Below are 26,656 nucleotides of genomic sequence, written 5' to 3'. Positions count from 1 at the left end.
GCGGCCTGCGCGCGGCACCCTAGCCGGGGGGATCGCGGCGGGGAAGCCTCGCGCCGGGGGCCGGGTCGGCGGGCGCCGGCGGCTCCAGCGCGCGGGCGAGGGCCGCCAGGCGCCGCGTCTCCTCGGCGCGCGGGGCGGCGAGCACCTCGGCCGCGGGCCCGGTCTCGACCACCCGCCCCCCCTCCATCACCGCGATGCGCGCGCAGGTCGCGCGCACCACCGCGAGGTCGTGGCTGACCAGCAGCAGCGCGAAGCCGACCTCCGCCTGCAGCCGGCGCAGCAGCGCCAGCACCCGCGCCTGCACGGTGACGTCGAGGGCCGAGGTCGGCTCGTCCGCGATCAGCAGCTGCGGCCGCGCGGCGAGCGCCCGGGCGATGGCGATGCGCTGGCGCTGCCCGCCGGAGAAGGCGTGGGGCCGCCGCGCCGCCGCATCCTCCGGCAGGCCCACCTGGGCGAGCAGCCGGGCGACCGCCGCCCGCGTCTCCGCCCCCGGCCGGGAGAGGCCGAGGTGGGCGATGGGCTCGGCCACGATCTCCCCCGCCCGCATCCGCGGGTTCAGCGAGCCGAACGGGTCCTGGAACACCATCTGCACCCGCGCCGCCCGCGAGGCCCGCCCCTCGGAGGGGCGCAGCAGCCCCGCCGCGATCCGCGCCACCGTGGACTTGCCCGAGCCCGACACGCCGGTCAGCCCCAGGCTCTCCCCCGCCGCCAGCCGCAGCGAGACCCCCTCCAGCGCCCGCGCCCGCCGCCGCCCCGCCAGTCCGCCCCGCACATAGGCATGGCCGACCCCCTCGAGCGAGAGCGCGGGCGGAGCGTCCGCAGGCCCGAGGGCGCCCAGCCCCCCGGACGACGAGACGACGGCCGGCGCGGCGAGCGATCCGGGGCGCGGGCCGTCGGAGGCCCCGGCCTTCGGCTCTGCCGCTTCCAACGGCCCGTCCAGCCGCGGGATCGCGGCGATCAGGGCGCGGGTCCAGGGATGGGTCGGGGCGCGCAGGACCTCGGCGGCGGGGCCGGTCTCGACGATCCGGCCGTCGCGCATCACCGCCACGCGGTCGGCGACGGCGGCCGCGGCGGCGAGGTCGTGGCCGATCAGCAGCGCCGCCATCCCCCGCTCCCGGCACAGGCGCCCCAGCAGCGCCAGCACCCGCGCCCGGTTGGCGACGTCGAGCGAGGCGGTGGGCTCGTCGGCCACCAGCAGCGCAGGCTCGCCGGCGAGCGCCAGCGCGATCACCCCGCGCTGGCGCTGCCCGCCCGACAGGCGGTGGGGGTGGCGGCGCAGGGCCTCGGCCGGGTCCGGCAGACCGACCTCGGCCAGCAGCGCCTCGGCCCGCACCGTCGCGGCCGCGGGGGCGAGGCCCCGGCGCAGGCGCAGCGTCTCGACCAGCTGCGCGCCCAGCGTCGCCAGCGGATCCAGCGCCGCCGAGGCGTCCTGGAACACCGCCCCGATGCGCACGCCCCGCAGCCGGCGCAGCTCCGCCTCCGGCGCGGCGACGAGGTCGCGGCCCTCGAACAGGATCCGCCCCGCCTCGATCCGCCCGGGCGGGGGCAGCAGGCCCAGCACGGCGGCGGCCAGCGCCGACTTGCCCGCGCCGGATTCGCCCGCCAGCGCCAGCACCTCGCCGGGCGCGAGCGCCAGGTCCACGCCGTCGACCGCCGGGGCCGCGCCGGGCGCGAAGGCGACCCGCAGCCCCTCGATCCGCAGGAGCGCGCTCACCGCCCCCCCTCCCGATGCGGATCGGCCCGCGCGCGCAGGGACTGCGCGGCGGCGTTCGCGCCCAGCGCCAGCATCACCAGCAGGGCCGAGGGGAAGGCCGCGATCCACCAGCGCCCGGCGAACATCTGCTCGGACCCCAGCCGGATCAGCGTGCCGAGCGAGGGCGTGGAGGGCGGCGCGCCGAGGCCCAGGAACGACAGCGTCGCCTCGGCGATGGCCGCCATCGGCAGCAGCACCGCGGCCAGCGCCGCCAGCGGGCGCAGCACCCCCGGCAGGACATGGCGCGCCAGGATCCGCCAGGACGGCAGGCCGGTGATGCGGGCGGCGGCCACGAAGTCGCGCCGCGCCTCGGCCGCCGCCGCCGCGCGGGCGACGCGCGCGACCTGGGGCCAGTCGCTGAGCCCGATGGCGAGCGCCGTCACCGGGATCGCCAGCGCCTCCCGCGCGCCGGGGGGCAGGAAGGCGCGGGCGAGCCCGTTGATCAGGATCGCGACCAGGATCCCCGGCAGGGTCAGCTGCACCTCGGCGAGGCGCATGAGGACCGCATCCGCCCAGCCCCCCAGCGCCCCGGCCGCGACCCCCGCCAACGCCCCGATCGCGAGGCCCAGCGCCGTCGCCGCCGCCGCCACCGCGATCGAGAGCCGCCCCCCGTGGAGCATCGCCGACAGCAGGTCCCGCCCCTGCCCGTCGGTCCCCAGCAGGAAGGGCGCGCGGCCCTCCGCCGCCCAGATCGGCGGCAGGAAGGCGTTGCGCAGCGACAGGGCGGCGGGGTCGAACGGATCCTGCGGCCCGATCCAGGGCGCGAGCAGGCAGGCCAGCGCCGGCAGCAATCCCAGCAGGATCGCCGCCCAGCCGGCGGCCGAGGGCGCGCGCAGGGCGGCGCGCAGGCCGCGCGCCCGTCCCGCCCCCCGCGGCTCGGGCCCCCTGTCCTGCGCGCCCATCGCCTCAGCCCCTCAGCCGCGGATCCAGCGCCAGGTGCGCGAGGTCCGAGATCAGCCCGACCGCCACGAAGATCGCCGCCGCCAGCACCAGGCAGCCGGCGATGGCGGGGGCGTCCACCGCCTCGACCGACTGCAGGAAGAACAGGCCCGCGCCGGGCCACTGGAACACCGTCTCGGTCACCACCGAGAAGGCGGCGAGTCCACCGAGGTTCGTGGCGCTCGCCGCCACCACCGGGGGCACGGCGTTGCGCAGGGCGTGGCGCAGCACCACCGCCCGCTCCGGCAGGCCCCGGGCGCGGGCGAAGCGGATGTGCTCGGCCGCCATCGCCTCGGCCACCTCGGCGCGGGTCAGGCGCAGGATCGTGGGCGCCTGGAACAGCGCCAGGGTCAGCGCCGGCAGCGCCAGCGAGGCCCAGCCCGCGGCGCTGAGCAGCGAGGTCCGCCACCCGCCCAGCTCCACCACGCCCCCGCGGCCCGAGGCCGGCAGCCAGCGCAGCTCCACCGCGAAGACCTGGATGAGCGCGAGGCCGATGACGAAGGTCGGGACCGAGGCGCCCAGCAGCGAGACCGCCCCCGCCGCCCGCGCCACCGAGCCGTGGGGCCGCACGCCCGCCCAGGTCCCCGCCGCGACTCCCAGCGGGATCGCCAGCAGGGCCGAGACGGCCACCAGCTCCAGCGTCGCGGGCAGCCGCGCGGCCAGCGCCTCGGCCACCGGGATCCGCAGCCGCCAGGACAGGCCCAGGTCGCCCTGCATCGCGTCGCCCGCCCAGGCCAGGAACCGCAGGAGGAAGGGCTGGTCGAGGCCCAGCGCCGCGCGCACCTCCGCCTGCCGCTCGGCCGAGGCGTCGAGCCCCACCAGCGTCGCCACCGGGTCGCCGGCGAGGTCCGAGATCGCGAAGGCCAGCGCCGCGACCGCCAGCATCACCAGCGCCCCCTGCGCGAGCCGCCCCGCGACCAGCCCCAGCAGGCCGCCCCGCGCCCCGCCGGCGACGCCGCCGGGGAGATCCCGCGGCCCGGCGCTCATGAGGCGCAGGCGCGCGGCCGCGGGAGCGGGCCGCGCGGATCGTCCGGCGGTCGCAGGCTCATTCGCCGATCACGACGAAGCGGGGGCGCAGCGCGTCGTCGGGGCAGATCGGGGCGTCGACCCCCTCGGCCATCGCCCAGGCGATCACCTGGTGATGCAGGGGCACGTAGGGCGCCTGCTCGCGCACGATCGCCCAGGCCTCGGCGATCATCGCGTCGCGCGCGGCGAGGTCCGTCTCCACCGCCATCTTCGCCACCAGCTCGTTCAGGCGCAGGTTGTCGAAACCGGTGGCGTTCCAGGCTCCGCCGGCCTCGACCAGGTAGTCGAGCACGAAGGCGCTGTCCAAGGTCGGCGTGCCCCAGCCGAGCATGTAGAAGTCCGTCTCCCGGTTCTGGACCTTGGGGAAGTGGCGGGCGCGCGGCTGCAGGTCGAGCGTCACCCGCACGCCGACGCGCGCATACATCCCCACCAGCGCCTGGCAGATCTCCTCGTCGTTGTTGTAGCGGTCGTTGGGGCAGTCGAGCTGCACCGAAAAGCCGTCGCCATAGCCCGCCTCGGCCAGCAGGGCGCGGGCGCGCTCGGGGTCGAAGGGATAGGGCGCGTCGATCTCGGGCGTCGAGCCGTGCACGCCGGGCGGGGTCAGCAGGCCGGTGGGATAGCTCAGCCCCTCCATCACGTGGTCGCGGATCGCCTCGCGGTCGACGGCGAGGTTCATCGCCAGGCGCACCCGCCGGTCGCCGAACGGGTTGCGCCCCGCGACGTCGGAGCTGCGCAGCTCGGCCGAGCCCTCGTCCATGCCGAGGAAGATGGTGCGGATCTGCGGCACGCTCGCGACCGTCATCCCCGCCGAGGCGCGGATGCGCGCGAGGTCCTGGAGCGGCGGGTCCAGCACCAGGTCCACGTCCCCCGACAGCAGCGCCGCCACCCGGGTCGCGGGGTTGCGCATCGGGCGATACTCGATCCGCGCGAGGTTGCCGGGGAACAGGCCCTTGCCCCACCAGTCGGGGTTGGCGGCCAGCACCGTCAGCTCGTCGGGGCGGCGTTCCTCCAGCGCGAAGGGGCCGGTGCCGTTCGTCTGGCGCACGGCCGCCGTCTCCTGCTTCGCCGCGTAGTCCTGGGGCTGGGCCGCGCCGATCGCCTCGGCCCAGCCCTCGTCCATGATGAAGACGTTGGTCAGCTGGTTGGGCAGGATCGGGTTCGGGCCCTTGGTGCGCAGAACCACCGTCAGCGGCCCCTCCACCTCGACCGAGGCGACGGAGCCGAGCTGCTCGCGCCAGTCCGAGGTCGGGGCCATCGCCCGGCGGATCGAGAAGGCGACGTCCTGCGCATCGAAGCTCTCGCCGCCGTGGAAGCGCACCCCCTCGCGCAGGTGGAAGCGCCAGCCGTCGGCCACCGGCTCCCAGACGGTGGCGAGCTCCGGCTGCAGGGTCATCGAGGGGTCGCGGGTGACCAGCGCCTCGTAGATCATGCCGGTCATGGCGATGGTCGGCCCCTCGTTCTGGGCGTGGGGATCGAGGGTCAGGGCGTCGGCCTGCGAGGTCCAGCGCAGGGTCTGGGCCCGGGCCGGATCGCCCTGCGCGGCCAGCGCGAGGATCACGGCGAGACTGCCGGCGACGACGCGCCGGGGCGTGCAGATCGACATAGCCCCTCCTGACGCGCCAAGAGATGTTCGCGGCGCGGATGGCGGCGGCCGTCGCGGCGAAGCGGCGCTTCAAAATGGGACGCTAGCCTGAACAGCTTTTCAGGCTCAAGGCGATACGCGACGTCGCCGGCTGTCCGAACGATGCCGGACGCAACGTCAGTTCGCAAGCGTCCGGCGCCCCGCCCACCCGCCTGCCGGCGGCCGCTGCGGCAGGCGCGGACGCGGCCCCGGCCGTCCCGCGCCGGGAGAGTCGGCGCTGGCCGCGCGACGCACGCGGCGCCGGCGCCCCTTGGCGACTCGGCCGGATTGGGCGAAAGGCCCCCGCGATGGCCGACCTCGTCCCCCTTCCCGTCCCCGCCGCCGCGGCGCGCCCCTCATGCTGATCGAGGCGCTGACCGGCGCGCTGATCGGCGCGCTCTTCGCGGCCGGCTTCCTGGGGCTGGTGCGCCTGGGGCTGGATCGCGGGATCCAGGGGCTGGCGAGCTCCGCCGGCCTCGTCGCGCTGGTGGTCTGCTGCCTGTGGTTCGACGGCTGGATCCTGACCGCGGTCGTCGCCTTCCCGCTGGCCGCCGCGGCGCTGCTGACGATCCAGTCGACCTTCCGCTGACGGCGCGGGCCGCGCGTCAGCGCTCGCCGTCGCCCTCGCCCCTGCGGCGCGCCTCTTCCCGCTCGATCATCTTGGCGACCCGCATGAAGCGGGCGAAGGCGATCACGACCGAGAAGACGAACCCGTCCCAGCCCCCCAGCACGTGCCCGCGCGCCAGCCAGGACTTGAGGAACACGAACGGCCCCTCGACCAGCAGGCGCAGGCGCAGCTTCCACAGCGCCCGCGGCTTCGCGGCCTGTCCCTGGAACGAGGAATAGGCGTTCTCCTTCGCGACCAGCCCGTGCCAGTCGAGGAAGGGGAAATGGAAGATCGGCGCCTTCAGGCGACGCACCGGCCCCTCGGTCTCCACCCGGTCGAACAGCGGATGGTCGCGGTAGCGCCCCGCGGCGCGGTGGTAGAGGCGCACGACCGCGTAGTCGTTGGCCAGCGGCCGCGGCCGCTCGGCCCCCGGATAGACGTTGAGGATGCGCAGCACGTAGGCCGCCGGCGCGGGATCGGCCGCGAGGGTCGCGCGGATCTCGGCGGCCAGTTCGGGCGTCACCACCTCGTCCGCGTCCACGTTCAGCAGCCAGTCGTGCCGGCACTGGTCCTCGGCGAAGCGCTTCTGGGCGCCGTAGCCGGTCCAGTCGCGATGGAACACCTCCGCCCCCGCGGCCTTCGCGATCTCGACCGTCGCGTCGGTCGAGCCGCTGTCGACCACCACCACCTGGTCGGCGAGCCCCTGCAGCGCCGCCAGCGTGCGCGGCAGGCGCGCGGCCTCGTCCTTGACGATCAGGAAGGCGGAGATCGGGGGCGTCACCGGGGGCGGCATCCAGGCTGGAGAAAGACGGCGGCGGCTGGGCGGACCATAGGCCGGGCCGCCGGGCGGCGAAAGCCGCCGCCGCCTGCCATCGCGACGAAAGCCTCGGGCGCTTCCTTTCGCAGCGAATGCTGCCGGGCGGTTCCGCCCCGAAAGCGGCGCGGGGCGCTCCCGCCGGCCCCGGCTTCCCTAGGGTCACCCAAGCGGCGCGCGCCCCTGCCGAATTCGCCGATGAACCGTCGCTGTCCTTGCGTCGTGCTTATTGTCGCGGTGCAGCAATTAAGCTCCTCCGTTGTTGCCTTTCGCGCGGCGGGGGTCCAGAACGCGCCCGGAACCGGCCCTGCAACTGACCGCAGATCGAAGCGAGAAGCCGACACATGACGACCGCGAACACCGCTCCCATTCCCGAGCTCTATGTTTCCTACGACAGCGCATCCAAGCTGAAGATGGAGGCGGCCGAGCTGCCGTCCTGGGATCTCACCGCGCGCCAGGTCTGCGACCTCGAGCTGCTGATGAACGGCGGGTTCAACCCGCTCAAGGGCTTCCTCTCCGAGGCCGATTACGACGGCGTCGTCGAGAACATGCGCCTCGCCGACGGCTCGCTGTGGCCGATCCCGATCACGCTCGACGTGAACGAGAAGTTCGCCGACACGATCGCGCCGGGCCAGGACATCGCGCTGCGCGACGCCGAGGGCGTGATCCTCGCGATCATGTCGGTCACCGACAAGTGGGTTCCCAACAAGGCGAAGGAGGCCGAGATGGTCTTCGGCGCCGACGACAAGGCGCACCCGGCCGTCAGCTACCTGCACGACACCGCGGGCAACGTGTACCTCGGCGGGCCGATCACCGGCATCCAGCAGCCGGTGCACTACGACTACCGCTCGCGTCGCGACACGCCCAACGAGCTGCGCGCCTACTTCCGCAAGATGGGCTGGCGCAAGATCGTCGCGTTCCAGACGCGCAACCCCCTGCACCGCGCCCACCAGGAGCTGACCTTCCGCGCCGCGAAGGAAGCCCAGGCCAACCTGCTGATCCACCCCGTCGTGGGCATGACCAAGCCGGGCGACGTCGACCACTTCACCCGCGTGCGCTGCTACGAGGCGGTGCTGGACAAGTACCCCCAGTCGACCACCCACCTGTCGCTGCTGCCGCTGGCCATGCGCATGGCCGGCCCGCGCGAGGCGGTGTGGCACGGCCTTATCCGCAAGAACCACGGCGTGACCCACTTCATCGTCGGCCGCGACCACGCCGGCCCGGGCAAGAACTCGGCGGGCGAGGACTTCTACGGCCCCTATGACGCGCAGGATCTGTTCCGCAAGCACGAGGACGAGATCGGCGTCGAGATGGTCGACTTCAAGCACATGGTCTATGTGCAGGAGCGCGCCCAGTACGAGCCCGCCGACGAGATCGAGGAGGGCGTGACCGTCCTCAACATCTCGGGCACCGAGCTGCGCCGCCGCCTCCAGGAAGGCCTCGACATTCCCGAGTGGTTCTCCTTCCCCGAGGTGGTCGAGGAGCTGCGCCGCACCCGTCCGCCGCGGGCCCAGCAGGGCTTCACGGTGTTCCTGACGGGCCTGTCGGGCTCGGGCAAGTCGACGATCGCCAACGCGCTGATGGTCAAGCTGATGGAGCTGGGCGGCCGCCCGGTGACGCTGCTGGACGGCGACGTGGTGCGCAAGCACCTGTCGTCCGAGCTGGGCTTCTCCAAGGAGCACCGCGACATCAACATCAAGCGGATCGGCTACGTCGCGTCCGAGATCACCAAGAACGGCGGCATCGCGCTCTGCGCCCCGATCGCGCCCTACACGGCCACCCGCCGTGCAGTCCGCGAGATGGTCGAGGCCTACGGCGCCTTCGTCGAGGTCCACGTCGCGACCTCGCTCGAGGAGTGCGAGAAGCGCGACCGCAAGGGCCTCTACAAGCTGGCCCGCGAGGGGAAGATCAAGGAGTTCACCGGCATCTCCGACCCCTACGAGGCGCCCGAGAAGCCCGAGCTGAAGCTCGAGACCGAGGGCACCGACGTCGACAACTGCGCCCAGACCGTTCTGCTGAAGCTGGAGCAGATGGGCCTAATCGGCTGATCCTCCCGCCCTTCGCGGACAAGAACGCGGCGGCGCCTCCGGGCGCCGCCGTTTTCGTTTCCGCCGCGATGCGCGCCGGCGATACCGATCCACTGCGATGCGCGCCGGCGATTTCGAGTCCGCGGCGATGCGCGCCGGCGAGGCACGTTGCGCCGGCGCCCGCGGGGACGACATAACGGGTCGGACCCGAAACCCCGACCGCCCGCCGCCGCAGGCGCAGGCGGCGGCGACGGCAGGAAGGCCCTCGGCATGAAGCTCGCGTATTTCGCAGGACCGGGCGACGTGGTCGGCACCTACCGCCACTGGCGCGAGGGGCGCGAGGATCCGCGCGTGCCGGTGCGCACCTACTCCGGCATGTTCTACGACCTCGCGACCGAGCTCGACGCCCAGGCGCTGGTGCTGCACACGCACGAGGGGGTCGAGGATCTCTCCGACGGCCGCTTCGCCTTCCAGCGCGTGCCGACCCGCCCCGCCGAGGGCGCCCTCGCCTACTGGCGCGAGCAGCTCCGCTTCGGGCGCGACGTCGCCCGGCGCATCGACGCCTTCGGGGCCGACGCGGCGATCCTCTCCAGCATGGGCCCGATGGTCTCGGCGCGGCTGATCGGGCGGCGGACCCGGATCGTCGCCTCGCTCCACAACACCTTCTGGCCCATGGGCCGCCCCCCGCAGGGCGCGGCGGCCCGGCTGAAGCGCGCGATCCTCGCCTGGACGCTGGGGCCGGCGGAGGGGGCGGTCTGCACCTCGGTCGAATGCGCGCGCCAGTTCCACGCCCTGCGCGGCGCGGGCGTCCCCGCCCCGGTCGAGCGGCCGGTGCTGAACCGCCCCCTGCGCCTGCGCGCGGCGCCGGAGCGGGCGGCGCGGTTCCTCTTCGTCGGCCGGGTGACCGAGACCAAGGGCGTCTTCGCCCTGCTGGAGGCCTTCGCCCCCGTCGCCGCGCGCCATCCGGAGGCGACGCTGACCTACGTGGGCGACGGCGACGCGCTCGAGCCGCTCGCGGCCCGCGCTGCCGCCCATCCCGCCGCCGAGCGCATCCACGTCCGCGGCCGCCTGCCGGCGGAGGGCGTGCTCGAGACCATGGCCGACAGCGACGTGCTGGTCTGCCCCACCCTCTCGGGCTTCAACGAGGGGCTGGCGCTGGTCTGCATCGAGGCCGCCGCCTGCGGGGTCCCCTCCATCGCCAGCACCGTGGTCCCTGCGCGCGAGACGCTGGGCGCGGCCTGCCGCGTGCACGAGGCCGATTCGACCCCCGCCCTCGCCGCCGCCATGGCCGAGCTCGCCGACGACCCCGTCGCCTACCGCCGCCTCGCCGAGGCCGCGCGCGCCCTGGGACCCGTCTTCCGCGACCCGTCCGAAAGCTGGGCCGCGCAGGTGAAGCGCCTGCTCGTCCCGCGGCGGGACGCCGGCCGCGGCGCGCCGGGTTAGGCATTCGACAACCCGCGCCGGTGCATTCTGCCGGTCCCCTGCGTCGTCCGCCGGGGGCCTGGCCCCTGCACCCTCTCCGACGGGCGGCGCGGGACGGGGGCCGCGTGCAGGAGCCGACCGTGTCGACCGACCCCTCCGAGAGCGCGCCGAACCCGCGCGTCGTTGCGGCGCGCGCCCCGGCGCCCGGGGCCGCCCCCCAGGTGCAGGAGACGATCTCCCAACGCGCCGCCCGCGCGATCGCGGATGCGGAGCTTCGCGGCCTGCCGCCGGATCCGCGGGTGTTCGAGCTCTTCTACCTCTACCACCTGGGCGAGGACGCAAAGCTGATCGCCGCCGTCGACAGCCTGCTGCCCCCCGACGGCGGCCCCAACATGGACGCGGTCGAACGCATCCACGAGGCGCACCTGTCGCTGGGCGACAAGGCGGAGCGGTTCCTCGACGTCGGCCGGCAGGTGGAGCTGGAGCTGGCGCTGCTCTCGGAATCGCTCGCCCGCCGCTCGGCCTCCTACGACGCCTTCCAGTACGACCTGACCCGGGCGCGCGACGGCATGTCGATCCTCTCGCGTCCCGGCACCGTCAAGCAGACGATCCGCGAGCTGATCGACCTCACCGGCCGCTACGCCCAGCAGGTCGAGGGCCACAACGCCGAGCTCGCCGCCGCCCGCGCCCAGATCTCGGAGCTGACCGACGAGCTGCAGGAGCTGCGGGAGAACGCCTACCTCGATCACCTCACGGGCCTGGCCAACCGCCGCCGCTTCGACGGGACGCTGGAGCTTGCGATCCACGAGGCGCCGGCGCAGGGCCCGCTGTGCCTGGTGATCTGCGATCTGGACCATTTCAAGCGCATCAACGACGGCTTCGGGCATGCGGTGGGCGACTCGGTCCTCAAGCAGTTCGCCCGCCTGCTGCGCCAGAACGTGCAGGGCAAGGACACCGCCGCCCGTTACGGGGGCGAGGAATTCGCGCTGATCCTGCCGAAGACCGAGCGCCTGGGCGCCCGCCACGTCGCCGAGCGCGTCCGCCAGGAGCTTGCGGCCCGCGCCTTCGTCGTCTCGGGCACGCGCAAGCGGCTGGGCACGGTCACGGCCTCGCTGGGGGTGGCGGAATGGCGCCCGGGCGAAACCGCCGCCGAGTTCGTCGCGCGGGCGGACGCCGCCCTCTACAAGGCGAAGAACACGGGGCGCAACCGGGTGATCGTGGCGCCCTGAGCCGCCCGCTCCGAGGCGCCCCTCAGCCGATGGTGGCGAGCGCCGGGAACGTCTCCAGCAGCCAGAAGGCCAGCGTCTCGAAGGCGCCGGTCATCATCAGCACGCCCACCACCACCAGCAGCGCGCCCATCGCCATCTCGACCCGGCCCAGGTGCCGGCGGAACCCGCGCATCCAGCGCATGAAGGGGCGCACGAAGGCCGCGGCCAGGATGAAGGGGACGCCCAGGCCCAGCGCGTAGACCGCCAGCATCCCCACGCCCTCGCCGATCGTCTCGCGCTGGGCGGCCAGGAACAGGATCGAGCCCAGCACCGGCCCGATGCAGGGCGTCCAGCCGAAGGCGAAGGCGAGGCCGATGACGTAGGCCCCCGCGAAGCTGCCCGCCGCCCCGCCCGCGTCGAAGCGCGCCTCCTGCATCAGGAAGGGGATCTTCTCCATGCCCGAGAGGCGCAGCGCCGCGGCCAGCAGAGCCAGCGCGACCAGCACCGGCCAATGCGCCTGCGCCTGCTCGACGAAGCCCTCCCAGCCGCCCAGCAGCGCCAGCAGCGCCGCGGCGGCGATGGCGATGGCGGCGGTCTGGGGCGCGCGGCGGAAGCCGATGAAGTGCTGGCCCATCACGTAGATGACGAAGCCCGCGGCAATCCCGAACTCGTAGCGCCAAGCCTGCAGCGTCTGGCCCACCAGGCTCGCGCCCGCGCCCAGCGCCACGAACACCGTCCCCAGCCCCGCTACGAAGAACAGCGAGGAGATGAACACCCGCCGCGCCAACGCCGCGTCGGCCACATGCTCGTCGGAGGTCAGCCGGTCGAGGGTCGAGCCCGCCATGAACGCGAGATAGGGCGGCGCCAGCGGCAGCACGCAGGGCGACAGGAAGCTGAGAAGGCCGCCGAAGAAGGCGGCGAGCAGTCCGATGTCGGTCATGCGCTGCGCAAGGCTCCTTGTTCCGGCGATCTCGGCGTCGCGGTCGCGCGCCGTTCTGCCCGCTCCCGCCCGCCGCGTCGACCGCGCGGGAGGGCGCGCCCGCTCAATTCCCCGTGCTCGCCGGGGTCTCCGCCTCGCCTTCGGACGCCTCGCCGTCTCCGGTGGGCCCGGCCTGCCCGGCCGCGGCGTCGTCCTGGGAAGACGCACCGGCGTCGGCGGCGCTCCCGGGAACGGCCTCTGCCGCCGGCTCCGCCCCGGCCTCCGCCGGCCCTTCGGCCTCCGCCGGCGCGGGCTCCGGCTCGGTCGCTTCGGGATCGTCGAGGGTCGCGAGATAGGCGACCACGTCCTCCACCTCCTGCGCGGTCAGCCAGGGCTGGCGCAGCGACGGCGTGATCGCCGCCTGGGCGAAGGAGACGTTGTGATAGGCGGGCATCCGCGAGCCGGGCCGCACGATGCGCGGGTTGATGACCAGCAGGCGCAGTTCCCCCCGCTCCAGCCGCGTCGCGGCGCCGGCCAGGTCCGGGCCCTGGGGCAGCGGCAGCAGGGCCGCCGCGGCAGGCGCGAGCCCGCCGGAGCCGTCGCCGACCGTCTCGGCCTCCTCCGCCTCCGCTTCGGCCTCCGCTTCCGCGGCCAGCGCCTCGGGATCCGGGCGCAGCGGCGGGGGCGCGGCGGCCTCGGGCGCGTAGCGGCTGTCGGAGCTCGACAGGTCCTCCTCCGTCCCGGCGTCGAGGTCGTCGGTCCCCGCCTCGGGATCTTTGGCCGTCGCCTCGGGCTCCGGCTCGAGCTCCGGCATCGCCGCGCGCCCGGCGAGCGCGAGGGGCACGAAGACCTGCCGCGGCAGGCCCGGGGCCGCGTGGCAGGCGCGGCAGCCGCCCAGCGCCGGGTCGTCGTAGATCGCCCGGCCCCGCTCGGCGTCCCCGAGGGCCGCGCCCAGCGGCGCCGGCACGGTGCGCCCGTCGACGACGGTGTAGGCATGCGCCCGCGGGCGGGGATCGCGCTCGACCGTGGCCGCCGCGTCCGCCTCCTGCCCGGCCGCCGGCATGGCGGCGCAGGCCGCGGCGACGAGGCCTGCGGCGTGGAGAAGGGGGGATCGGCGAAGGCGAGGAAGGGGCGGCATGGCGTCGTCGGCTTGTCTCGGGACCCGGACCCTAGGGTCGCCGACCGGCCTTCGCAAGCGAGGGCGGCGTCTTGCCCCGGCCCGCCGGGAGGGCTAGCCGTGGGGGCCGAAGCCGGAGCCAGAGCATGAGCCGATCCCCCGACGCCCCCTCCCCCGGCGTCCCCTCGACCCCGACGCCCGACGCGCGCCCGCAGGCGCAGGACGCCCCCGAGGTCGCCGCCGACCTCGAGGTCGACGCGCTGGGCCTGATCTGCCCCCTGCCCGTGCTGAAGGCGCGCAAGCGCCTGTCGGACCTCGCCCCCGGTCAGGTGCTGGCGATCGTGGCCGACGATCCCGTGGCGGTGATCGACCTGCCGCATTTCTGCACCGAGGCCGGCCACGACCTGCTCTCGGCCGCGCCCTCCCCCGCCGGCGGCCGGCGCTTCGTGATCCGCAAGGGCGGCTGACCCCGCCGCCGCCGGGCGCCGCGCGCCCTTCACGCTTCCGCAACCCTGCTTCGAAACGCCTGAGAAACCACGGGCGTCAACGTTCCAATTACGGAGCGATCACCCCCTATTAACCCCACCTCTTCACGCGCAGATCACCAATAAACCGAAGCGCGACGAAGAAAAATCCCATTTAACCAGCCCCTTTCACTTAGCGAAGACGTGCGCCCGCCTAGAAACGCCCTCGGGAAATGATCCCGGCACCCAGGGGTGGGGGCGAGATGAGCACGAACACGATCACCGGCCGGACCATGTCCGGCGGCGCCGGCGCGCAGACGCTCGTCGGCACGATGGGCGACGACGTCATCTACGGAGACTCGAAGACCGACGCGCCCTTCGACCTGCGCGTGGCCGACCGCGAGGGCGGCGACCAGGCCCGGGGTCCGGGCGACGTCGTCCTGGTCACGCTGGCCGGCAAGCTGCACGCCTACGCCGCCGCCTCGGGCCTCGGCGCGGGGGGCGTGCAGGGCTGGCGCATCGACGACGGCATCCTGGGCGCCTCGCTCAAGAAGACCTACGCGCAGGACGCGGCCTGGTACGACGTCGACGACATGCTGACCGGCGCCCAGACGCTGGCCACGATCTACCACCAGGGCCAGACCTACCTGGTCACCGCCGGACTCGGCGTCAGCCTCGCGCGGCTCGACAACGCCGGCGTGCCCCAGTTGCTCGCCAGCATCGACTGGGACTGGGGCAACGGCCTGCTGCGTCCCGGCGCGCTGGTCCCCTTCGACCTGAACGGGGAGCTCCGCATCCTCGTCGGCGGCGGCGTCGAGGGCGGGGCCACGGTGCTGCGCTATCGCGACGGCGCGCTCCAGATCGCCCAGCGCACCGAGGACGACTACCGGGTCGAGATCGGCGACGTCTCGGCGATGGAGATCGCCATCGTCGACCGCGTCCGCTACGCCGTCGTCGCCTCGCGCGACGAAGGCGCGGTCTCGGTCTGGCGCTTCGGCGGCCCCAGCCCCACGCAGATGAAGCTCAAGCGCGCCGGCGACGGCGAGAGCCGCTTCGACCTCACCGAGGTCGAGGACCTCAAGATCGCCAAGGTCGGCGAGGTCCACTACGTCTACGCCGCCGGCCCCGAGAAGCTGGTGACCTACCGCCTGACCGGCGCCGGCGACCTGGTGCGCGTGGCCGCGACCGAGGGGGCGCTGGCGCTCGAGACCGCCAGCTTCGGGGGGCGGGAGCTGCTGTTCGCCGCCGAGGCCGACCGGATCCGCGTCTACGAGATTGGCGAGGGCGGGCGCCTCGACCTGGTCGAGACGCACGACGCCGGCAGGGGCGCGCGGATCACCGACCTCGCCGCCTCGACCGACGGCGACCGCGTGGTGCTGATGGCCGCGCGCTCGGACGCCGACGGCCACGACCTGCTCAGCTTCGGCGCGCCCGGCGACGACCGCATCCAGGCCGCCGGCGGCGACGACGTGGTGCACGGCGGCCTGGGCGACGACGTGCTCTACGGCGGCGACGGCGAGGACCGCATGTTCGGCGCCGAGGGCGACGACTTCGTGCGCGGCGACACCGGCGACGACCGCCTGGACGGCGGCGCCGGCGACGACGTGATCGAGGGCGGCGGCGGGCGCGACCTGATGCTGGGCCGCGGGGGCGACGACGTGATCTCGGCCCAGGGCTGGTACAATTGCACCCTGCGCGGCGGCGACGGGCGCGACCGGCTGTCGGGCGCTGCGGGCAAGGACCGGATGTGGGGCGACGACGACGCCGACTTCGTCTTCGGCGCCTCGGGCGACGACCAGCTCCACGGCGGCGCGGGCGCCGACAAGGTCGACGGCGGCGACGGCAAGGACCGGATGTGGGGCGACGGCGGCCAGGACCTGCTGCGCGGCGGCACCGCCCGCGACAAGATCTACGCCGGCGGCGGCAACGACCGGGTGATCGGCGGGCGCGACGACGACCGCATGTGGGGCGGCCAGGGCAAGGACGTCTTCGTCTTCTCGAAGGGCGACGGCAAGGACCGGGTGATGGACTTCGGCGGCAAGGACCGGCTGGAGATCCGCAGCGTCGACCGCTTCAAGGACCTCGACATCGACTTCCGCAAGGGCGACGCGATCATCGAGCACAAGGGCGGCGTGGTGATCCTCGACGACGTCTCCCCCCGCCAGCTCGACGCCCACGACTTCCTGTTCGGCTGAGCCTCCGGCCCGGCCCCCCGGGTTCGGCCGGCGTCGCCGGCCGACCTCCCTGCGCCCGGTTCACCGTCCTCCCTCGGGACGGCGACTCCTCACCCCTGGTTTCGGAACCGGGCGCAGGGATCCTCCCGCTCCGGCGCGGGCGAGATCACCGCGAGGTCGTAGGGCAGCGTCCCGTCCGCCCGCCGCCAGGGCGCGAGCGCGGCGGCCACGTCGCCGGGCGCGTCGGCCGCCCATTCCGCCTGCAGGATCGACAGCACGCTCAGCTCCGGCGCCGCGTCCGCGAGCACCCAGGGCACGCCCCGGTCGCGCCGGGCATGGCCGTTGCCGGTGACCAGCATCGCCTGCGCGCCGCCCGCCCGCGCGCGGGCGCGCAGCAGCGCCTCGGCGAAGCGCGCGTCGCGCAGGCGCTGCGCCTCGACCATCGGGGCCAGCATCTCGCCCGGCAGCGCGCCGCAGTGGGAGGCGTCGAGCTCCGCCTCCAGCGCCGCCTGCTCGGCCTCCGGCAGAGGCGCGTCGAGGCCGTAGCGCGGGGCCTCAGGCCCGAAGGCCGCGGCGACCCCGCCGGTCATCGCCGCGCGCAGATCCTCGCGCGCGACGCCGCCGCCGGCGACTTCGGCGCGGGGGACCGCCTCGATCACACCCTGCCAGGGCGCGTAGTCGTCCCAGGCGGCGGCGGCGCGCATCGCGTCGTCGGGCGCCTGCGCCGCGCGCAGCTCGGCCAGCGCCGGCTCGGCGGTCCGGGGAACCATCTCCAGCGCCAGCGCCCGCACGTCCAGCGCCCGCGCCAGCGCCGCCTGCACCTGCTGGTGCACGGGATCGTCATGCACCTCGCCCACCACCACCAGGTCTGCGGCGCGGGCGCGCTCGGTCAGCGCGCCGGCGTCCAGCACGCGGCCCGAGACCGGGTCGGCCACCGTCGCCTCCGCCGGCAGCTCCGCCGCGGGCCCCGGCGGCTGGGCGCAGGCCGCGAGCCCCGCCAGCGCGGCGGCGGCGAGCGCCAGGGAGACACGGCGGGGGACGGGGCGGCGGGCGGGGGGCGAGGGTGCGCGATCCATTCCCCCAGCCTAGCCGACACGCGCCTGCGGGCAAGCGCGGGCCGCGGCGCCGGTCGCGCCCGCCGCTACGGCGCCTGTCGCAGCCAGGCCGCGCTCCGCCGCGACCCCGCGGGATGCGCCCCCGCGATGCATGGCGGGGCGCAATGCGCCGCGCTAGAACGAGTCCGGTCCCCGCAGCGACCGACCGACCGCAAAGGAGCCGAGCGCATGCCGCGAAAACCCGAGTTCTCCGGCGTCGCCCCCGACCGGTCCCCGCGCCCCCGCGGCGCGGCCGGAGCTCCGCGCATGCGTCCCGCGTCCCGGTTTCCGCGCAGCCTGCGCGCCGCCCGCGTCCTGCCGGCGCTCGCCGCGCTCGCGCTCGCGTCCGGCTGCGTGCAGAACACCGACGAGCTCTACGCCCAGGCGCTGGAGCGCTACGCCGCCGCCGGCCTGATGCGCACCGAGACCGCGCCCGCCGACGCCCCCTTCACCAACGCCGACCTCGCCCGCGACTTCGAGCGGATCGCCTTCCACATGGAGTTCGAGGAGAGCGAGGACCTGATCCAGAACTCGACCCCCGTCACCCTGGTGAAATGGGACGGGCCGATCCGCTGGAAGCTGATGGGCGACGGCGCGCGGGCGGAGGATTTCGCCTCCTACCGCGGCTACATCGCCCGCCTTTCGCGCCTGACGGGCCTCGAGTTCATCGAGACCGAGGGCGAGCCCGACATCCTGCTGGTGATCGCCACGCCCGCGATGCGCGCCGCCATCCTCAAGGAGATCGACGCGGCCAAGGACTCCACGCGCCAGCCGCTGATGCGGGAGTGGGCGCGCAACGACCTCTACCCCTGCGTCGGCCAGGTCACCCGGGCGCGCAAGGGCGGCAAGTGGCGCAACAGCGCCAAGATCGTCATCAAGTCCGAGACCCGCGGCGTGCTGCGCGAAAGCTGCATCCACGAGGAGCTCGCCCAGACGCTGGGCCTGCTGAACGACGACGGCGAGGCCCGCCCCTCGATCTTCAACGACGACCAGGAGTTCGCGCTGCTGACCGTGCATGACGAACTGCTGCTGCGCATCCTCTACGACCCGCGCCTGAAGGCCGGGATGACCGCCGAACAGGGCATGCCCATCGTGCGCCGGATCATCGACGAGATCGGCCCGGGCCCGCGCCTCGACGGCCGCGCCGCCCCGCCGCCGCCGGTCCCGGCCGGGGACATGGAGGGATGAGCGTCCGCCGTCCCGTCCGCGCCGCGCGGCGCCTCGCGATCCTCGCGCCCGCCCTCGCGCTTTCGGCCTGCGCGCAGCCCTCGGCGAAGGAGCATTTCGCGGCGCTGCAGGCCTCGCTCCTCGCCAAGGGCGGCCTGCGCACCGAGATCGCGCCCGCCGACGCCCCCTACGATCGCGGCGACCTGGAGCGGAACTTCCGCCTGATCGCCTTCCGCACCGAGTTTCCCAGGTCCGGCGACATCATCGACGAGCGGCCGCTGAGCAAGTGGCGCTTGCCCGTCACCTGGCGGATGATCGGCGACGACCGCCCCTCGGACCACGCCCGGATGCGGGCGCTGGGCGCGCGGATCTCGGAGGCCACCGGCCTCGAGGTGCGCGAGGCCGCGAAGGACGAGCGGGCGCGGATGCTGATCATGTATCTCGGCCCCGAGACGCGCCCCGCGATGCGCCGGGCGCTGGGCCAGGAGATGTCCGATTCGTCGCTCGAGATGTTCGACCTCTGGGCCTCGCAGCTCTGGGTGGTGTGCTACGCGACGACCTTCCACGGCGGCGACGACGACTGGACCTCGGGCGCGATGATCGGCATCCGCGACGAGCTGCCGGACCTGCTGCGCGACTCCTGCCTCGACGAGGAGGTGGTGCAGGCGATGGGCCTGCCCAACGACGACGCGACGGTGCGCCCCTCGATCTTCAACGACGACGAAGAGTTCGCCTTCATGACCCGGCATGACGCGGACCTGCTGCGCATCCTCTACGATCCCCGCCTGAAGCCCGGCATGACCGAGGCCGAGGCCGCGCCGATCGTGCGCGAGATCGTCTCGGGCATGACCGACGTGCCCCCGGCCGACCCCGCCCGGGCGCGCCCGGCGCTCCGCAAGCCCGCGAAGCCGGCGCCCCGGGCGCCGCAGGCCTCCCTCGACCTGCCCGTGCCCGAGGCCGAGCGCGGCGTGCTCGTCCCCGGCCCCGCCGGCTCCCCGCCCTGGAGCGGGCGCACCGGCTAGCGCGCGCCGTCGCGGGCGACGGGCGCGTCCGGCTCGGCCGCGGGGGCCTGCGTCAGTCTTCGGGTTCGGTGGTGAAGCGCAGCGGGAAGCCGTTGGCGCGGCCCGCCTCGGTCGCGTCGCCGGCCTTGGTCTCGGCGACCTCGCGCGTGTAGACGGCGACCACGCAGACGCCTTTCTGGTGGGCGGTGACCATCACCCGCCAGGCCTGGTCCTCGCTCAGCCGGAACACGCTTTTCAGCACCGCGGTGACGAACTCGCGCGGCGTGAAGTCGTCGTTCAGCAGGATCACCTTCCACAGGCGCGGTCGCTGCGCCTTCGGTTTGACCCTGGCTTCGAGATCGGAGTCGGTGGTCCCGCTCATGGGCGCCTCCCGTGGCCGGTGCGGATGGGAACGGCCTCGGCCTCGGGTCGTGACCTCGCGCCACGACCTTACCCTTCCACGTTGTCACGACCCGCCGCGCAGGTCCATGCCCTGCAACGCTTTCGCACGTCGGCGCGAGCGCGCGGAGGCCCCGGCCCGGACCGTCCCTCGCCGCGCGCGCCGACCGGCGCCGAGCGCCCCTGAGGCGGGCGGCGCCCTTGACGTCGCGCGCCCCAGCGGGGATGGGAAAGGCCCCCCTCGGCGACGCCGGCCCCGCGCCCGGTCGCCCGCGACCCGCCCCCGCGCCGGCGACGCCGGCCGCACAGCCCCCGCTCAGCCCGGAGATCCGCGATGACCTACCTCGGCCTCGACCTCGGCACCTCCTCGGCCAAGGCGGCGCTGATGGATGCGGACGGCGCGGTGATCGCCTCGCGCTCCGCGCCCCTGAGCGTCTCGCGCCCCGCGCCCGGCTGGTCGGAGCAGGCGCCCCAGGACTGGATCGACGCCTGCTGGGCGGCGCTCGACGCGCTGGCCGCCGACCACCCGGCGGAGATGGCGGCGGTCGAGGGCATCGGCCTCTCGGGCCAGATGCATGGCGCGACGTTCCTCGGCGCCGACGACCGCCCCCTGCGCCCGGCGATCCTGTGGAACGACATGCGTTCGGCCCCCGACTGCGCCACGCTCGACGCCGCAGCCGACTTCCGCGGCATCGGCGGCAACCTGGTGATGCCCGGCTTCACCGCCCCCAAGGCCGCCTGGCTGGCGCGCGAGGAGCCCGCGGTCTTCGAGGCCACGACGCGCATCCTCCTGCCCAAGGACTACGTGCGCCTTGCGCTGACGGGGGAGGCCGTCTCGGACATGTCCGACGCCTCCGGCACGCTCTGGCTCGACGTCGCCGCGCGCGACTGGTCGGACGCGCTGCTGGCGGCGACCGGCCTCTCGCGCGCCCAGATGCCCGCGCTGGTCGAGGGCTCCGCCCCCTCCGGCCGCCTGCGCGACGCGCTCCGCGCCCGCTGGGGCATGGCGAAGGCGCCGGTGGTGGCGGGCGGCGGCGGCGACAACGCGGCCGCGGCCTGCGGGGTGGGGGCGCTGGCCGCCGGCACCGCCTTCGTCTCGCTGGGCACCTCGGGCGTCCTGTTCGTCGCGGGCGACGCCTTCCGCCCGAACACCGCCGGCGCCGTCCACGCCTTCTGCCACGCCGCCCCGGACCTGTGGCACCAGATGGGCGTGATCCTCGCCGCCGCAGATGCGCTGGAGTGGCTCTCGACGGTGACCGGCGCCCCCGCCGCCGAGCTGATCGCCGAGGCTGAGGCCGCCGACGCTGCAGGCGAGGGCGCGACCGAGGCGATGTTCCTCCCCTACCTCTCCGGCGAGCGCACGCCCCACAACGACCCCGCCGCCCGCGGGGCCTTCGCGGGGCTGGGCCGGGCGGCCTCCCGCGCCGACCTGACCCGCGCGGTGCTGGAGGGGGTGGCGCTGGCCTTCGCCGACTGCCAGGCGGCGCTGGGCGCGGCCGGCACGGATTTCGAAAGCGCCTGGGCGGTGGGGGGCGGCGCCCGCTCTCGCCTCTGGCTCAGGATCGTGGCCGCGGCGCTCGACCGCCCGCTGACCCTGCCGCCGGCGGGCGACTTCGGCGCGGCGCTGGGGGCCGCGCGCCTCGGCCTCTGCGCGGCCACGGGCGCCGAGGCGACCGCGGTCTGCGCGCCGCCGGAACCCGCCGAGATCGTCGCGCCCGAACCCGCGCTGGTCGAGCGCATGGCCGCCCGGCGCGAGGCCTGGCGCGCCCTTCACCCCGCGATCAAGGGCGCGCTGGAGGCCTGAGGCGCAGGCCTCAGACCACGCGGCCCTGCCAGCGCCGGCGCGAGGCGTCGTCGAGCGCGGCCAGCGCCACGAAGACCATGCCCCCGGCCGCGAGCCCCGCGCCCACCACCCCGACCGAGGCCCAGCCCCAGCCGGCCGCCAGCGCCAGCCCGCCCAGCCACGGGCCCAGCGCGTTGGCCGCGTTGAAGGCGCTGTGGTTCAGCGCGGCCGCCAGCATCTGCGCGTCGCCCGCCACGTTCATCAGCCGCGTCTGCAGGATCGGCGACAGCGCGCAGCCCCAGCCCACCAGGAACACCGCCGGGACCATCCAGGCCGCGTCGTCGGCGACCGTCGAGAAGAACAGCATCGAGACGACGCTCAGCCCCAGGCTCGCCAGGATCGCCGGCGTCATCGCCCGGTCCGCCGCCCAGCCCCCCGCCATCGAGCCCAGCGTCATCCCCAGACCGAACACCGCCAGCATCGCCGGCAGGCGCGAGGCCGGGGCCCCCGCATGCTCGATCAGGATCGAGCCGAGGTAGGTGTAGACGCAGAACATCCCCGCGAAGCCGATCGCGCCCATGCCCAGCGTCCACCACACCTGCCGCCGGCGCAGGGCGCCGAGCTCGCGCAGCGGGCTCGCCAGCGCGTCAGGCGCCTGCAGGGGCGCGAAGAGCGCGATCATCGCGGCCGAGGCCGCCGCGATCGCGGCCACCATCCCGTAGGCCCAGCGCCAGCCGAACCCCTGCCCCAGGGCGTTGGCCAGCGGCACCCCCACGATGGTCGCCACCGTCAGCCCCAGCAGCACCCGCGCCACCGCCGTCCCGCGACGGCCGGGCGGGACCAGCGAGGCCGCCATCAGCGCCGCGGCGCCCAGGTAGGCGCCATGCGGCAGACCGGCGGCGAAGCGCGAGGCGACGAAGGCCCCGTAGCCCTCGACCAGCCCCGACAGGCCGTTCGCCAGCGCGAAGACCGCCATCAGCCCCACCAGGATCCGCCGCCGCGCGATGCGCGCGGCCAGCACCGTGATCACCGGCGCGCCCACGCACACGCCCAGCGCATAGGCGCTGATCGCGTGGCCGGCCTGGGTCTCGCGGATGCCGAAGTCGGCGGAGAAGAAGGGCACGAGGCTCATGGACGCGAACTCCGCGACCCCGATGGCGAAACCGCCGAGGGCGAGCGCGAGCATCACGAGCGCGCCCTGCGCGGCGCTCTGCTGGGAAGACAGGATCGGACCTTTCGTCGGGCGGCGCCCAGGCTCGGGCGAGGCGCCGCGGAAACGGATGCGGCGGCGCCGAGGCGACTCGCATCGCCCGACCCCGCCGTTTCGATCAGTCTACCCAGCCAAACCGTTGCTGCACGTGATGATTTCGCGACGCCATGCAGAGCCGATCTGCATCTGCTGCATGGCAGCATTCGGGGCGGGGGCGGATGGCGGAAGGCCGACCGAAACAGGGTCTGGAGGCGAGCGGTCTGCAGGCGCCCTGCGGGCGGGCTTGGACCTCCTGCGGCCGGCGCGCCTGGATTTCGGAGGGCAGGAGCCTCCGGCGGGCTCCCGACTCACCAAAGAACAGGGCCCGCGCCTGCTCTCCGGATCCGTCTCTCGCTGATGGATGCCTGAGCGACTCGCCCGCCCCGGTCAAGGACAAGCCCCGCTTCGCGGGGTCGCTCCGCGATCCTTGACCGGGGCGGCCGAGTCGCTCTTTCCGGCATCCGCGAGAGACGGCTCCGGAGAACAGGCGCTTTGCGAGGGCCGTAGGCGTCGCGCCCGGGCGCGTGGGGCGGGCGCGCGCGTCAGTCCTCGCCGGCGGCGAGCGCGGCCAGGCGCAGGCAGACGCCGGTGGCGGCGGCCATGTCCTGGACGCTGATCCACTCCAGCGGGCCGTGGATCTCGGTCATGCCGGTGAAGAGGTTGGGCGTCGGCACCCCCATCTCGGTCAGGCGCGAGCCGTCGGTGCCGCCGCGGATCGGGGCCGAGACCGGCTCGATCCCCTCCGCGGCGCAGGCGCGCCGGGCGAGCTCGACCGGGGTCATGTCCGTCTCCAGCCAGTAGCGCATGTTGCGGTACTGGGGGCGGATCTCGCAGGTGATCTTCGCCCGCGGCTCGCCCGCCTGCACCGCGGCGCAGACCGCGCGCAGCAGCTCGCCCTTCGCCGCCAGCCCGTCCAGCTCGAAATCGCGCAGGATGACGCCGATCTCGGCCTCGGCCGCCGTCCCCTCCAGCTTGTAGACGTGCAGGAAGCCCTCCCGCCCCTCGGTCGTCTCGGGGGTCAGGGTCGCCTGCGGCAGGGTCTGCACGATCTTGGCGGCGAGATGCAGCGCGTTGACCAGCTTCTCCTTCGCCCAGCCGGGATGGACCGAGACGCCCTCGATCCGCACCAGGCCCGCGTCGGCCGAGAAGCTCTCGTACTCGATCTCCCCCTTGCGGGCGCCGTCGAACGTGTAGGCGAAATCCGCCCCCAGGTCCTTGGGCAGGCGCGCGTCGACGCCGCGCCCGATCTCCTCGTCCGGGGTGAAGGCGATGCGGATGCGGGGGCGCGGCCGCGAGGGGTCGGCCAGCAGCGCGCGGGCCGCGGTCATGATGATCGCCACACCCGCCTTGTCGTCCGCCCCCAGCAGCGTGGTCCCCGAGGCGACGACGATGTCCTCCCCCTCCTTGCCGGCGAGGTAGGGCGAGACCTCGGGGCTCAGCACCAGGTCGGGCGCGTCGGGGTAGGTGATCGGCCCGCCGTTCCAGTTGCGGATCACCCGCGGCTTCACGCCCGAGGCGCGGAAGGCGGGGGCGGTGTCGACATGGGCGAGCAGCCCCACCGTCGGCCCCTGCGCCCCCTCGCTCGCGGGGATCGTCGCCAGCACCGCGCCGTAGGGGGTCAGCGTCACCTCCTGCGCGCCGATCTCCTCCAGCTCCGTCACGAGCAGCCGCTGCATGTCGAGCTGGATCTCCGAGGAGGGCGAGGTCGCCGAGGTCTCGTCGCTCTGGCTGTCGATGGCGGCGTAGCGGACCAGGCGCGCTTCCAGCTCGCGGTCGAAGGCGGCGGTGTCGGCGGTCATCGGAGGCTCCGGGATCGGGGGGAGGGAAACGGCGCGCCCCCGTGATCGCAGAGCGGCGCGCGGGCGTCCAGCGCGGGCGGCCGGCCCGCTCGTCGCAACGGACGTCGCGCTCGCCCGCGCGAGGCGCCATAAGGGAGACGTATGGAGCGGACGACGCATCGGCGCGGCGCGTCCCCCAGGGCCGTCCCGCGGCCTTCAAGAACACGACGCGCCCGGAGGAGACCCATGACGCAGCCCGAGCTTTCGCCGGCCTCGTCCCCGGCGCCGGCGGCCTCGACGGCGACCGTTCACGACACGCCCACCGACTCGACGCTGGTGCTGCGCGCGCTGGCCCGCCACCCCTCGCGCACGGCCTTCCGCTCGGACCATCTCGACCTGACCTACGCGGAGACCGCGGGCCTGATCGCGCGCCTGCAGCGGGTGCTGGAGCGGCACGGCGTGGGCCCCGGCGCGCGGGTGGCGATCCTGTCGGCGAACCGGCCCGAGTCCTGGTGCTCCAGCGTCGCGACCATCGCGCTGGGCGGCGCGGTGACCATGCTGCACCCGCTGGGCGCGCGCGAGGGCCAGACCGCCCAGATCGAGGAGCTCTCGGCCCAGGTGGTGATCGTCGACGCCGCCAACCACGCCCCGCGCGGGGCGGAGCTGCAGTCCGACCACCCCGGCGCGACCTTCCTCACCCTGGGCCCCGCCGACTACGGGACCGACCTGCTGGCGGCCGCCGCGGCCGAGCCCGCCTGCGAACCGCTCAACCGCTCCCACCCCCGGCAGCCGGCGCATTACAACTTCACCGGCGGCACCACCGGCCGGCCCAAGGGGGTGATGCGCACCGCCGGCGGGGCGGGGCGGATCACGCTCGCGGTGATGGCGGATTTCGACCTGCCCAAGGCGCCGCGCTACCTGGCGGTGGCCCCGATCTCCCACGTGGCGGGGACCAAGATCACGCCCACCCTGCTCAAGGGCGGCACGATCCACCTGATGAACGGGTTCGACCCCGCGAAGGTGCTGGCGACGATCGAGGCCGAGAAGATCTCGATGACGCTGCTGGTGCCGACGATGATCTACGCGCTGCTCGACCATCCCGACATGGCCACGCGGGACGTCTCCAGCCTCGAGATGGTGCTCTACGGCGCGGCCCCGATGTCGCCCACCCGCCTCGGCGAGGCGATCGCCAAGTTCGGCCCGGTCTTCGCCCAGCTCTACGGCCAGACCGAGTGCTACCCGATCGCCGTGCTGCCCGTGGCCGACCATGACGTGAGCCGGCCCGAGCTGCTCTCGGCCTGCGGCTTCGCGGTCTCCTCGGCCACGGTGCGCCTGCTGGACGCCGAGGGGAACGACGTGCCCGAGGGCATGCCCGGCGAGATCTCGGTCCAGGCGCCGCAGGTGATGGAGGGCTACTACCAGCGCCCCGAGTTGACCGAGGAGACGCTGGGCGACGGCTGGCTGCGCACCGGCGACGTGGCGGTGCGCGACGACGAGGGGCGGCTCTACATCGTCGACCGGCGCAAGGACATGATCGTCTCGGGCGGCTTCAACGTCTATCCGCGCGAGGTCGAGGACGTGCTGGCCGAGCATCCTGACGTCGCCATGGCCGCGGTGATCGGCGTGCCGCACGAGAAGTGGGGCGAGGCGGTCTGCGCCTACGTGGTGGCGCGCGGCGGCGCGACGCTCGACACGCAGGCGCTGGCCGAGATGGTGAAGGCGAGGAAGGGCGGCGTGCACACGCCCAAGTCCTTCCACGTGGTCGACGCCCTGCCCCAGACCGCGCTGGGCAAGATCGACAAGGTCGCCCTGCGCGCCCCCCACTGGGAGGGCCGCGAGCGCAAGGTCGGCTGACCCCCGCCGGGCGGCCCCGCCCCCCCGCGCCGGGCCGCCCCCCTCTCCCCCTCCTCCCTCTTCGCTTCCCGGGCGCCCCGCCCGCCGCCCGCCGGCCCCGGGCTCCCCGGGGAGCGCCTGTTCTTCGGAGCCGTCTCTCGCGGATGCCGGAAAGAGCGACTCGTCCCCGCCGGTCAGGGATCGCGAAGCGACCCCGCGCTTGCGCGGGGCTTGTCCTTGACCGGCGGGGGCGAGTCGCTC

At 74.8% G+C, this 26,656-nt stretch carries 21 protein-coding genes; 10 read left to right on the top strand and 11 right to left on the bottom strand.

The genetic code is table 11. The features are described from left to right. Positions 1-19 precede the first annotated feature (19 nt). From nikE to P2H44_RS09605, 4 genes are read right to left on the bottom strand one after another with little or no spacing between them, the layout of a single operon-like run. Positions 20-1,714: a nickel ABC transporter ATP-binding protein NikE gene (nikE, locus tag P2H44_RS09620; protein ID WP_275763297.1), complete on the bottom strand. Its 1,695-nt coding sequence runs from the start codon at positions 1,712-1,714 to the stop codon at positions 20-22. After that, entirely contained in the window at positions 1,711-2,655 is a 945-nt protein-coding gene (locus P2H44_RS09615) for an ABC transporter permease (RefSeq protein ID WP_275763296.1), read from the bottom strand. The genes nikE and P2H44_RS09615 overlap by 4 nt, the downstream gene beginning before the upstream one ends. Positions 2,656-2,659: 4 nt before the next feature. After that, a complete protein-coding gene (locus P2H44_RS09610) occupies positions 2,660-3,679 on the bottom strand; it encodes an ABC transporter permease (RefSeq protein ID WP_275763295.1) in 1,020 nt (339 codons plus the stop codon). Between the two features lie 58 nt (positions 3,680-3,737). Next, entirely contained in the window at positions 3,738-5,321 is a 1,584-nt protein-coding gene (locus P2H44_RS09605; RefSeq protein WP_275763294.1) for an ABC transporter substrate-binding protein, read from the bottom strand. A gap of 376 nt (positions 5,322-5,697) precedes the next feature. Between P2H44_RS09605 and P2H44_RS09600 the strand changes: the two genes are divergently transcribed. Further along, positions 5,698-5,928, top strand: a complete 231-nt coding sequence (locus P2H44_RS09600; protein WP_275763293.1) for a hypothetical protein — start codon at positions 5,698-5,700, stop codon at positions 5,926-5,928. A 16-nt stretch (positions 5,929-5,944) separates the two neighbouring features. On the opposite strand, the gene P2H44_RS09595 is transcribed toward P2H44_RS09600, so the two are convergent. Next, positions 5,945-6,727, bottom strand: coding sequence for a glycosyltransferase family 2 protein (locus P2H44_RS09595; protein WP_275763292.1), 783 nt, complete (start codon positions 6,725-6,727; stop codon positions 5,945-5,947). Between the two features lie 377 nt (positions 6,728-7,104). On the opposite strand from P2H44_RS09595, the gene P2H44_RS09590 reads away from it, so the two are divergent. The 3 genes from P2H44_RS09590 to P2H44_RS09580 all read left to right on the top strand — a co-directional run bounded on the left by P2H44_RS09590 (position 7,105) and on the right by P2H44_RS09580 (position 11,438). Further along, a complete protein-coding gene (locus P2H44_RS09590; protein WP_275763291.1) occupies positions 7,105-8,808 on the top strand; it encodes a bifunctional sulfate adenylyltransferase/adenylylsulfate kinase in 1,704 nt (567 codons plus the stop codon). Positions 8,809-9,057: 249 nt separating this feature from the next. After that, entirely contained in the window at positions 9,058-10,230 is a 1,173-nt protein-coding gene (locus P2H44_RS09585; protein ID WP_275763289.1) for a glycosyltransferase family 4 protein, read from the top strand. A gap of 119 nt (positions 10,231-10,349) precedes the next feature. Continuing rightward, a complete protein-coding gene (locus tag P2H44_RS09580) occupies positions 10,350-11,438 on the top strand; it encodes a GGDEF domain-containing protein (protein WP_275763288.1) in 1,089 nt (362 codons plus the stop codon). A 22-nt stretch (positions 11,439-11,460) separates the two neighbouring features. Here P2H44_RS09580 and P2H44_RS09575 read toward each other — a convergent pair whose 3' ends face one another. Together P2H44_RS09575 and P2H44_RS09570 are read right to left on the bottom strand one after the other, a co-directional pair. Further along, positions 11,461-12,357, bottom strand: a complete 897-nt coding sequence (locus P2H44_RS09575; RefSeq protein WP_275763287.1) for a cytochrome c biogenesis CcdA family protein — start codon at positions 12,355-12,357, stop codon at positions 11,461-11,463. A 103-nt stretch (positions 12,358-12,460) separates the two neighbouring features. Further along, positions 12,461-13,474, bottom strand: coding sequence for a cytochrome c family protein (locus P2H44_RS09570; RefSeq protein ID WP_275763286.1), 1,014 nt, complete (start codon positions 13,472-13,474; stop codon positions 12,461-12,463). A gap of 125 nt (positions 13,475-13,599) precedes the next feature. Here P2H44_RS09570 and P2H44_RS25550 point away from each other — a divergent pair, with 125 nt between their 5' ends. Both P2H44_RS25550 and P2H44_RS09560 read left to right on the top strand, forming a co-directional pair. After that, positions 13,600-13,920: a sulfurtransferase TusA family protein gene (locus P2H44_RS25550; RefSeq protein WP_462976275.1), complete on the top strand. Its 321-nt coding sequence runs from the start codon at positions 13,600-13,602 to the stop codon at positions 13,918-13,920. 260 nt (positions 13,921-14,180) lie between these two features. Continuing rightward, a complete protein-coding gene (locus tag P2H44_RS09560; protein ID WP_275763285.1) occupies positions 14,181-16,112 on the top strand; it encodes a calcium-binding protein in 1,932 nt (643 codons plus the stop codon). A gap of 89 nt (positions 16,113-16,201) precedes the next feature. Here the strand turns inward: P2H44_RS09560 and P2H44_RS09555 are convergent, their stop codons facing one another. After that, a complete protein-coding gene (locus tag P2H44_RS09555) occupies positions 16,202-17,167 on the bottom strand; it encodes a ChaN family lipoprotein (RefSeq protein ID WP_275763284.1) in 966 nt (321 codons plus the stop codon). 285 nt (positions 17,168-17,452) lie between these two features. On the opposite strand from P2H44_RS09555, the gene P2H44_RS09550 reads away from it, so the two are divergent. Together P2H44_RS09550 and P2H44_RS09545 are read left to right on the top strand one after the other, a co-directional pair. Further along, positions 17,453-18,373, top strand: a complete 921-nt coding sequence (locus P2H44_RS09550; protein ID WP_275763283.1) for a DUF2927 domain-containing protein — start codon at positions 17,453-17,455, stop codon at positions 18,371-18,373. Beyond that, complete coding sequence (locus P2H44_RS09545; protein ID WP_275763282.1) at positions 18,370-19,374, top strand: DUF2927 domain-containing protein; 1,005 nt, start codon at positions 18,370-18,372, stop codon at positions 19,372-19,374. Before P2H44_RS09550 ends, P2H44_RS09545 begins: the two co-directional genes overlap by 4 nt. A gap of 52 nt (positions 19,375-19,426) precedes the next feature. Here P2H44_RS09545 and clpS read toward each other — a convergent pair whose 3' ends face one another. After that, positions 19,427-19,735 carry an ATP-dependent Clp protease adapter ClpS gene (gene clpS / locus P2H44_RS09540; protein WP_275763280.1) on the bottom strand — a complete coding sequence of 103 codons (309 nt, stop codon included), beginning with the start codon at positions 19,733-19,735 and terminating at the stop codon, positions 19,427-19,429. A 351-nt stretch (positions 19,736-20,086) separates the two neighbouring features. Between clpS and xylB the strand changes: the two genes are divergently transcribed. Beyond that, positions 20,087-21,556, top strand: a complete 1,470-nt coding sequence (gene xylB, locus P2H44_RS09535; protein WP_275763279.1) for a xylulokinase — start codon at positions 20,087-20,089, stop codon at positions 21,554-21,556. Between the two features lie 10 nt (positions 21,557-21,566). Here xylB and P2H44_RS09530 read toward each other — a convergent pair whose 3' ends face one another. Together P2H44_RS09530 and pepT are read right to left on the bottom strand one after the other, a co-directional pair. After that, the gene (locus tag P2H44_RS09530) at positions 21,567-22,721 is read right to left on the bottom strand and encodes an MFS transporter (RefSeq protein WP_275763278.1); all 1,155 of its coding nucleotides are present in this window, start codon (positions 22,719-22,721) and stop codon (positions 21,567-21,569) included. A 605-nt stretch (positions 22,722-23,326) separates the two neighbouring features. Then, positions 23,327-24,583, bottom strand: coding sequence for a peptidase T (gene pepT / locus P2H44_RS09525; protein WP_275763277.1), 1,257 nt, complete (start codon positions 24,581-24,583; stop codon positions 23,327-23,329). 225 nt (positions 24,584-24,808) lie between these two features. On the opposite strand from pepT, the gene P2H44_RS09520 reads away from it, so the two are divergent. Beyond that, complete coding sequence (locus tag P2H44_RS09520) at positions 24,809-26,416, top strand: AMP-binding protein (protein WP_275763276.1); 1,608 nt, start codon at positions 24,809-24,811, stop codon at positions 26,414-26,416. Positions 26,417-26,656: the final 240 nt, after the last annotated feature.

Origin of the sequence: Albimonas marina (assembly GCF_029223255.1) — a bacterium.
Lineage (GTDB): Bacteria > Pseudomonadota > Alphaproteobacteria > Rhodobacterales > Rhodobacteraceae > Albimonas.
The sequence above is the reverse complement of the archived record's forward strand: the minus strand, read 5'-3'. Positions and strand labels throughout refer to the sequence as shown.